Below are 6,583 nucleotides of genomic sequence, written 5' to 3' on the forward strand. Positions count from 1 at the left end.
CCAGGATTGCAGCCTGTCATCGCAAGGTGTAACACTAAGTATTATACTTTGAGTGGCAGGGATACGACCGGTGAGGATCTTCAAGAACGCCTGGTTCGAGCGCTTCGCCAAGAAACAGAAGCTCGAGGACGCTGCCCTGCGTGACGCCATCCGGCGAGCCGACCAGGGGTTGATCGACGCGGACCTAGGCGGGGGCGTCATCAAGCAGCGGGTGGCTCGCCCAGGGCAAGGCAAGTCGGGCGGCTAACGTACGATCATCCTCTACCGCCAGGCACATCGCGCCTTCTTCGTGTACGGCTTCGCCAAGAGCCAACAGAGCAATATCAGCGACGAGGAGAAGGCCGCGTTCAAACAGGCCGCCCAGCACATCCTCGACCTGTCAGAGGAGCACCTGGTCGAGATGATGCGGAAGGGACAGTTTTCGGAGGTGGAAGACGATGGCTAAGAAATACCGTAGCGACGCCATGGCTGCAATCCATGAGACCATGGAAGCACTGCATGAGGTTGGTGCCGTCGACAAGCAGACCATGCGCGACTTTGACGAGAGCTGCCTCACCACGGCGGAGACGATCCCACCTGAGGCTATCCGAGCACTCCGCGAGCGCGAGCACCTTTCACAGCCTGTGTTCGCTCGTTACCTCAACGTCAGCAAGAACCTAGTCTCCGATTGGGAGAGAGGTATAAAGCGGCCAGGCGGCCCAGCCCTGCGTCTTCTGACCGTTATAGAAAAGAAAGGGATTCAGGCCATTGCCTAATAATCTCTTGATCGCTAATGTAGCCTTTGCAAGCAAAGAAAAGCCAATCATCACCAGAGGCCCTCATGGCTATAAGCGATCACGATTATGTAAATTTTTCCGAAGACCACGAAATGAACTATATCCTTCGGAAGTTCAACAAGTCTCAGTCTGCAAAAAATCGCTCTGAACTAAGAGTAATGGGAGATGAGCTTAAAGCATCTCTTGGTGTTTCCAGGCTAACACATGCCCAATTCCACCCCTATGTTGAAAGAAACCTTCATCGACTTGATGATTGAAGATTTATGAAGAACGAGCCGCTGAGGTTACACCTGGCGGCTCGTTATTCATAAACCTCAAGATTACCGTGCGAGCACTGGAATCAGTCCTTCCGCCTCAATCTGCCCATATCTCACTAAAAACCCAAACAGGATGGATTACCACCACAGGCTTATCAGTAAAGAATTTTGCGGGACGATAAGCCTTGCATTACTTATTTACATAATAACCGCCCTTCCAGACTTTCCTGGAAAGGCGATAAGTTCGCATAAAAACAATGTTAAATGATGATCATGATGTGATCATTGTATTATTATCTGGAGGAGGATTGTTGCGAAGATGGTCTTCAGCCTCATGCATTATCTGCTCCATCGTCTCATCTCTTGGCTTACATTGTTCAGCCCAAGACCGACCTGGATGCAGCACATCCCATCTAGGCCGCAACCCCTCGAAACGCCCCTTCCCTGGAGTATGGTTGCCAAAACCATCAATCAAGTTGTTCCAAATCGGAGAAAACTTAGATATTAAAAGCGACTCCCCGAGAGGAATCCATATATCGTCAACCACAAGAGCACGGAAATAGAAGTCTTCAATCTCCAAGTTCTCGACTGCTTCTATACTTTTCTTGTGCTCGTTAAGACGCTTGTGCAAGGAGGTTGTTGTAGCCGCCGACATTTTTCCCTTCCTAGCACCGGATGGCACGGCCTTCCCGACGTAGATGGGCGCCACAAAATCTCCTCCCTTGTTACGGGAAGATATCGCCTGGTAGGCAGGAAAACCCCCAACATAATAAATCGCGTATATCCCAGCGCCATTGAACTTACTTAGCTCGCCGAGACGAATTACTGGGCGACGAAGCATGGCTTGACCAACACTCTCGCCAAGATGTTTCTTATCGAGTGGGTTAAAGGGAATAATATTATCGGTCATGCCATCTTCCTACGCCGCTGCTGATTGGCCAAGTTGCGCAGTTGTGTCAGGGACAACTGCTCAGCGACTGAGCACGCCATAGCACGTGCCAAAGCGACAGGCACAGCATTTCCTAACTGGCGCATAGTCTCTCCCCACGCGCCATGGAAGGTATAGCCATCAGGGAAGGTCTGCAGTCGAGCAGATTCACGAACTGTGAAATAGCGAACACTACCATCGTCGCGAACCATCATATTCTCACCACCAGGGACACCATGTGCTCCCGCCTTCAAGGTCTTCGACGGCAAGTCCAGCGGACTTCCTGTGTGCCCCTTGTACACCCGAGCTCCATCTTGGAACTTGTGATCATGGAAAAAACGCGCCCCTCGTTTCCGGGGATCCGGGACGTCGATCAAGGCATCCCGGACAGTCCGCCAAGGTTTGCGCTCACACGCGATAAACGAATCTTCTAATTTTCGCACCCGGTTGACCAAACGCTCAGGTACTGCGGGCCTACGCGATTTGGGAATACGATGGCGTTCCCAGTAATCTCCAGTGACCCATTGGTCATGAAGCAAAGCGTCCAGAGAATGAGTCGGGTCCGGGGGAGACCATTCCACACCTAGGTCAGATCGAAAGCCTACGATAAAGACACGCTCACGCTTCTGCGGTATTCCGTAGTCGGCCGCATTGACTAAAACCGGAAACAAATTATACGTCAACCCATTGAAGTGTTGAGCGCCAGAGGTCTTTTCCTCTTGAAGCCGTTTTAGGTGTTCTAACCAAGTCTCACCATCCCGCCGGCTGACTTCGGGAAACTCCAACTGAAGTTGTATGTACTGAAAGTAGTCGTGGAAACTCGCACGAGTTAGGCCCTTCACGTTTTCGATGATGAACGACTTTGGTCTCAATCGCCTAACGACTTCGACCGTAGCGGGGAACATGTCACGTTTATCGCCAAATGCCTTGTGACGCCCTCCCATCGAGAACGGCTGACAGGGCGGGCCGCCGGCCACCAGGTCGACCCCTTCAGGGAGGCTCGACCAGTCGAACTCACGCACGTCGCCTTCCCACAGGGGCCAGTCCTGAACCAAGGGGTATCCCTTGCGCTGATTCTCGCGAATCGTGTCACATGCCCAACGATCCCACTCGACCACCGCTAGAGACTCGAAGCCGGCGAGAGTCGCCCCCATCGCTAGCCCCCCAGCGCCCGCGAAGAGCTCAACCGATTTCATCATACTCCAACCCCGTCGTGTCGTTCAGGAAGTCCCGCACGCGTCGCGCGGTGAGGTCCGTGCGGGTCAACTGGCACTCCCAGACGACCAGCACACGCCACCCCATTTCATTTAATTTCAATTGGTTGCGCCGATCACGTAGCCGATTAGCTTCCAATTTTTCGCGCCAGAATGATACCCGGCTCTTAGGCATTCGGGCCAGGGCACAGCCCTCGTGCCGATGCCAGAAGCAACCGTGCATGAAGATCACTACTCGCCGTGATCTGAAAACCATGTCAGGGCTTCCCGGAAGGCGGGTATCGTGAAGCCGATAGCGAAACCCCATGCCGTGCACCAGACGGCGCAGTTTCATTTCTGGCTGGGTGTCCTTGCCTCGTACCCGGGACATACGCTCGCTACGGGCTTCCTTGGATAAGGTATCCATCAAAGCTCCATCACCACCTAGCTGGGAATCCAGTGCCACCCAATCTAGCCTACATCCGACTTGCCACCATTCACCCTGGATCCACGGAAATTCAGGATTACGCGGCTTATCTTGAGCGCATTAGGCGTGAACCCTTCACGCCTAATGCCACCCGCCCTCTCTGGTCACACCTCGCGCCCAAGCCTGCGAATGGCGGCTCTCAGCTCGTTCAGCGTCTCCAGGTACAGGCCGTCAGGATCCTCGCGTCCCCCTTCGATGAAGAGGTGCTTCACCAGTCCACCGAGACGACGCAGCTCGTTGATCGCTTCATGCGTGACCACTGAGCGCACCGGATAGTCGAGCGCCGTACTCCGAACGAACTCGGATGGGCTGCGGGCATCGGTGGACTCGACCTTCTGCAAAATCCGTTGCTTTTCGTCCTCAGTGAGCCTGACGCTGAGGTGCTTATCCCGATGGACGGGGGCCTTCGATGGTGTGGGTGATGCCATGGTGACCTCGTGAGCGGTAGCGAATGAGGTAGGGGGCTCGGGGCGAAGCCCCGAGCAAGGTGCCAGCCCGGCAAGAGAGCGAAGCGATTGCAGCGGGCGCTAGTACACGAATGTGTTACGTGGGCATACCTTGTCCGGGGCTGCATCCCGGTTTCGCGCCTCACTTCACCGGCACGTTCTCAGCACGAACCCCCATCTGAAAGGGACATGATGTCGGTGACTTAACGATCACAGTGCCGAAAGGGCAGACTGTCCGGCATCTGCAGCGCAACCCCGGCCTCGAGCAGCAAGTCGGTATCGGTTTCACCGCACTCACGACGATGCTGCGCGGCCACGCTGGTGAGCAGTTCAAGTTCCACGTTGCCTTGATCCTGGGCGGCATCGAGCAACCACTCGATCCTGACCGGATCGGCACACAACAGGCGCACGCGATTCGGCTCCTCGAGCGCCCATCGATCCAGCACCCGCTTCGCGATAGGGTGGCAACGGTCACCGTCCGGGTCGCGGTAGTGCCGCAACGATTCGGCGAGCAGGGAGCCGCCGATGTTCCTTGCATACTGTCCGCTATCCATCATTCACCTCCGCTTTGACGCATCTTCTGGCGACGCTTGCGCACACGCGCGGCAAGTCGCCCCCAGTCCTCGGGCTGAATCCAACGCTCGGCCCACGCCAGCAGGAGCTCCGCCTGGCGTTGGTCGCTGTAGTCTTCGGGGTAGGCCGTCAGGTCGCCGGCCAGGGCAAGCAGCTGGGTCTTGCCGTCCCGTGCCGTCAGGCGCAGGGCATCCCGCGGGCCGTTCGCCTGGGTGTGGTGGTTGGCGATCTCGGCGCTGCGGGCGAGATCCAGGGTCCTCGAGGTCGGATCGAAGGCCGCGTCCAGGAGCACGCCGAGCCACAGTCGCGCCTCACTCGGGACAATTTCACGCTTACGGGCCATCAGAGCTCGTCCTCGTTGATCAGGTCGAACACGCGACGCTTGGCATGGGTGAGGTCGTTCTTGTCCAGCACGTACCACAGGAACTCGCCGGTACCGGGGCCGGTTTCCATGCCGACCGCCCCCCGGTCACGCTCGTAGCGGTACAACCAGCGGCTGGGGGACTTCCACTCGATGACGTTGCCGTCGCGGCTCTTGTGAGACTGCTCGAGGTCGCTGATCCGCCGTAGTGCCATGGTGACTCCCCTTCGCCGAGTTGATGCCTACCAGGATAGCATATAGGTGTGAATAAATCACGTATATTTAGACGGCAACGCCCTTGCCGATCCACATCCCTGCTAAACCCGGGCCGAAGGCCCAACCGTTCCCGCGAGGTGATCGGGATCGGCCCGCCGTGGCGTAGCGCTTTAGCGGCCAGGCCTCGCCGACCAGGGCGCGCAGCCGCGAAGCGGCTCGACCGCGCCCTTCTCGACTTGTCGAGGCATTCATGGGGTTCAGGCGGCCGAAGGCCGGGCGGAGGGAGGAGGAACGACGACCGGAGGGCAGGCGAGCGCGGATGCGCTCTTTTCTGTCCTTTTCCCCTTTTCCCCTTTTAGGCCTTGTAAGCCACTGATATACATGTGTTTTTAGGTTAAAAAGGGGAGGGATTCAGGGCCAAAAGGGGAGGGATTCAGGGTCAAAAGGGGAGGGATTCAGGGTTGTAGAGGGGAGGGATTCAGGGTTAAAAGGGAGAACATAAAACCCTCCCTATAAAGGGACACTGTAGACACACTCCCTACTGGAGCCCCAAGGATGAACGAGCCCCAGGTTTACAAGAGCAATGCCCTGGTCGAGGCATCTTACCGCCTCACTCCCGCTGAACAGCGCATCATGTTGGGCTGTATCACCCAAGTGCGAAGGGATCAGCCGCTCACCGATGAAGTGATGTATAGCGTCAGCGTGGCCGACTATGCCGCACTCGTAGGGACTGACTCTCACTCAACCTACAAAGAGCTAGCCGATGCAGCCCTCCGGCTGAAACGTCGGGAGGTATGGTTGCGGGAATATCCCAATGGTCAAGGAAAGAGGCCTAAGACCCTGGTAACTAGCTGGGTCCAATCCATTGCCTACGTCGAGTTAGAAGGTCGTGTCGAGCTGAGATTCACAAAAGACATGCTGCCATACCTGACACAGCTTACGGAGCAGTTCACGCGCTACGCGCTCGAGGACGTGGCCAAGATGACCAGCGCCCATGCCATGCGGCTCTATGAGCTTTTGTGCCAGTGGCGGGGGGCGGGCGAGCGAGAGGTGCCTATCGAGTGGCTGCGTGAGGCGTTCCAGCTAGATGGTAAGTACCCAGCCATAAAGGACCTGAAACGGTGGGTGGTTGAACCGGCCACAGCACAGATCAACGAGCACAGCCCGCTATGGGTGAAGTGGGACCAGCGAAAGACCGGACGCCGAGTGTCCCACTTGGTGTTCACCTTCGGCGAGAAAGCCCAGGAAGGCACCCAGAAGGCCCGCAAGAGGAAAACCAAGGCCAAGGATGATGGAAAGGCTTCTAACGCCTCAGGATCGATATTCAGGATTCCTATGGCGGTTAT

Annotated in this window: 9 protein-coding genes and 1 pseudogene; 3 read left to right on the forward strand and 7 right to left on the reverse strand. The window is 56.5% G+C overall.

The window, feature by feature from the left end:
- Positions 1 to 70 precede the first annotated feature (70 nt).
- Positions 71 to 445: pseudogene (locus tag BCL93_RS16910) on the forward strand (type II toxin-antitoxin system RelE/ParE family toxin).
- Positions 438 to 755, forward strand: coding sequence for a helix-turn-helix domain-containing protein (locus BCL93_RS16915; RefSeq protein WP_112056533.1), 318 nt, complete (start codon positions 438 to 440; stop codon positions 753 to 755). The pseudogene BCL93_RS16910 and the gene BCL93_RS16915 overlap by 8 nt, the downstream one beginning before the upstream one ends.
- A gap of 549 nt (positions 756 to 1,304) precedes the next feature.
- Here BCL93_RS16915 and BCL93_RS16925 read toward each other — a convergent pair.
- The 7 genes from BCL93_RS16925 to BCL93_RS16955 form a co-directional block, all read right to left on the reverse strand.
- A complete protein-coding gene (locus tag BCL93_RS16925; protein WP_112056535.1) occupies positions 1,305 to 1,943 on the reverse strand; it encodes an Eco29kI family restriction endonuclease in 639 nt (212 codons plus the stop codon).
- Complete coding sequence (locus BCL93_RS16930; protein ID WP_258396736.1) at positions 1,940 to 3,160, reverse strand: DNA cytosine methyltransferase; 1,221 nt, start codon at positions 3,158 to 3,160, stop codon at positions 1,940 to 1,942. The genes BCL93_RS16925 and BCL93_RS16930 overlap by 4 nt, the downstream gene beginning before the upstream one ends.
- Positions 3,144 to 3,581 (reverse strand): very short patch repair endonuclease, encoded by a 438-nt coding sequence (locus tag BCL93_RS16935; RefSeq protein WP_112056537.1) that lies wholly within the window; start codon positions 3,579 to 3,581, stop codon positions 3,144 to 3,146. Before BCL93_RS16935 ends, BCL93_RS16930 begins: the two co-directional genes overlap by 17 nt.
- Positions 3,582 to 3,745: 164 nt before the next feature.
- Complete coding sequence (locus BCL93_RS16940) at positions 3,746 to 4,069, reverse strand: plasmid mobilization protein (RefSeq protein WP_146742517.1); 324 nt, start codon at positions 4,067 to 4,069, stop codon at positions 3,746 to 3,748.
- A 221-nt stretch (positions 4,070 to 4,290) separates the two neighbouring features.
- Positions 4,291 to 4,644: a hypothetical protein gene (locus BCL93_RS16945; protein ID WP_220086307.1), complete on the reverse strand. Its 354-nt coding sequence runs from the start codon at positions 4,642 to 4,644 to the stop codon at positions 4,291 to 4,293.
- On the reverse strand, positions 4,641 to 5,003 hold the full coding sequence (locus BCL93_RS16950) for a hypothetical protein (protein ID WP_110691221.1): 363 nt from the start codon (positions 5,001 to 5,003) through the stop codon (positions 4,641 to 4,643). The genes BCL93_RS16945 and BCL93_RS16950 overlap by 4 nt, the downstream gene beginning before the upstream one ends.
- Positions 5,003 to 5,236 carry a hypothetical protein gene (locus BCL93_RS16955; protein ID WP_035598453.1) on the reverse strand — a complete coding sequence of 78 codons (234 nt, stop codon included), beginning with the start codon at positions 5,234 to 5,236 and terminating at the stop codon, positions 5,003 to 5,005. Before BCL93_RS16955 ends, BCL93_RS16950 begins: the two co-directional genes overlap by 1 nt.
- Before the next feature lie 556 nt (positions 5,237 to 5,792).
- Here BCL93_RS16955 and BCL93_RS16960 point away from each other — a divergent pair.
- Positions 5,793 to 6,583: replication initiation protein (locus BCL93_RS16960; protein WP_112056540.1), on the forward strand; the 791-nt coding region annotated here is incomplete at its 3' end.

Source organism: Onishia taeanensis (assembly GCF_003268885.1).
GTDB classification, from domain to species: Bacteria; Pseudomonadota; Gammaproteobacteria; order Pseudomonadales; family Halomonadaceae; genus Onishia; species Onishia taeanensis_A.

What these genes read in the sequence shown, in the direction of transcription:
- BCL93_RS16915 (WP_112056533.1), top strand. Translation starts at nt 438, where the DNA reads ATGGCTAAGAAATACCGTAGCGACGCCATGGCTGCAATCCATGAGACC.
- BCL93_RS16925 (WP_112056535.1), bottom strand. Translation starts at nt 1,943, where the DNA reads ATGACCGATAATATTATTCCCTTTAACCCACTCGATAAGAAACATCTT.
- BCL93_RS16930 (WP_258396736.1), bottom strand. Translation starts at nt 3,160, where the DNA reads ATGATGAAATCGGTTGAGCTCTTCGCGGGCGCTGGGGGGCTAGCGATG.
- BCL93_RS16935 (WP_112056537.1), bottom strand. Translation starts at nt 3,581, where the DNA reads ATGGATACCTTATCCAAGGAAGCCCGTAGCGAGCGTATGTCCCGGGTA.
- BCL93_RS16940 (WP_146742517.1), bottom strand. Translation starts at nt 4,069, where the DNA reads ATGGCATCACCCACACCATCGAAGGCCCCCGTCCATCGGGATAAGCAC.
- BCL93_RS16945 (WP_220086307.1), bottom strand. Translation starts at nt 4,644, where the DNA reads ATGATGGATAGCGGACAGTATGCAAGGAACATCGGCGGCTCCCTGCTC.
- BCL93_RS16950 (WP_110691221.1), bottom strand. Translation starts at nt 5,003, where the DNA reads ATGGCCCGTAAGCGTGAAATTGTCCCGAGTGAGGCGCGACTGTGGCTC.
- BCL93_RS16955 (WP_035598453.1), bottom strand. Translation starts at nt 5,236, where the DNA reads ATGGCACTACGGCGGATCAGCGACCTCGAGCAGTCTCACAAGAGCCGC.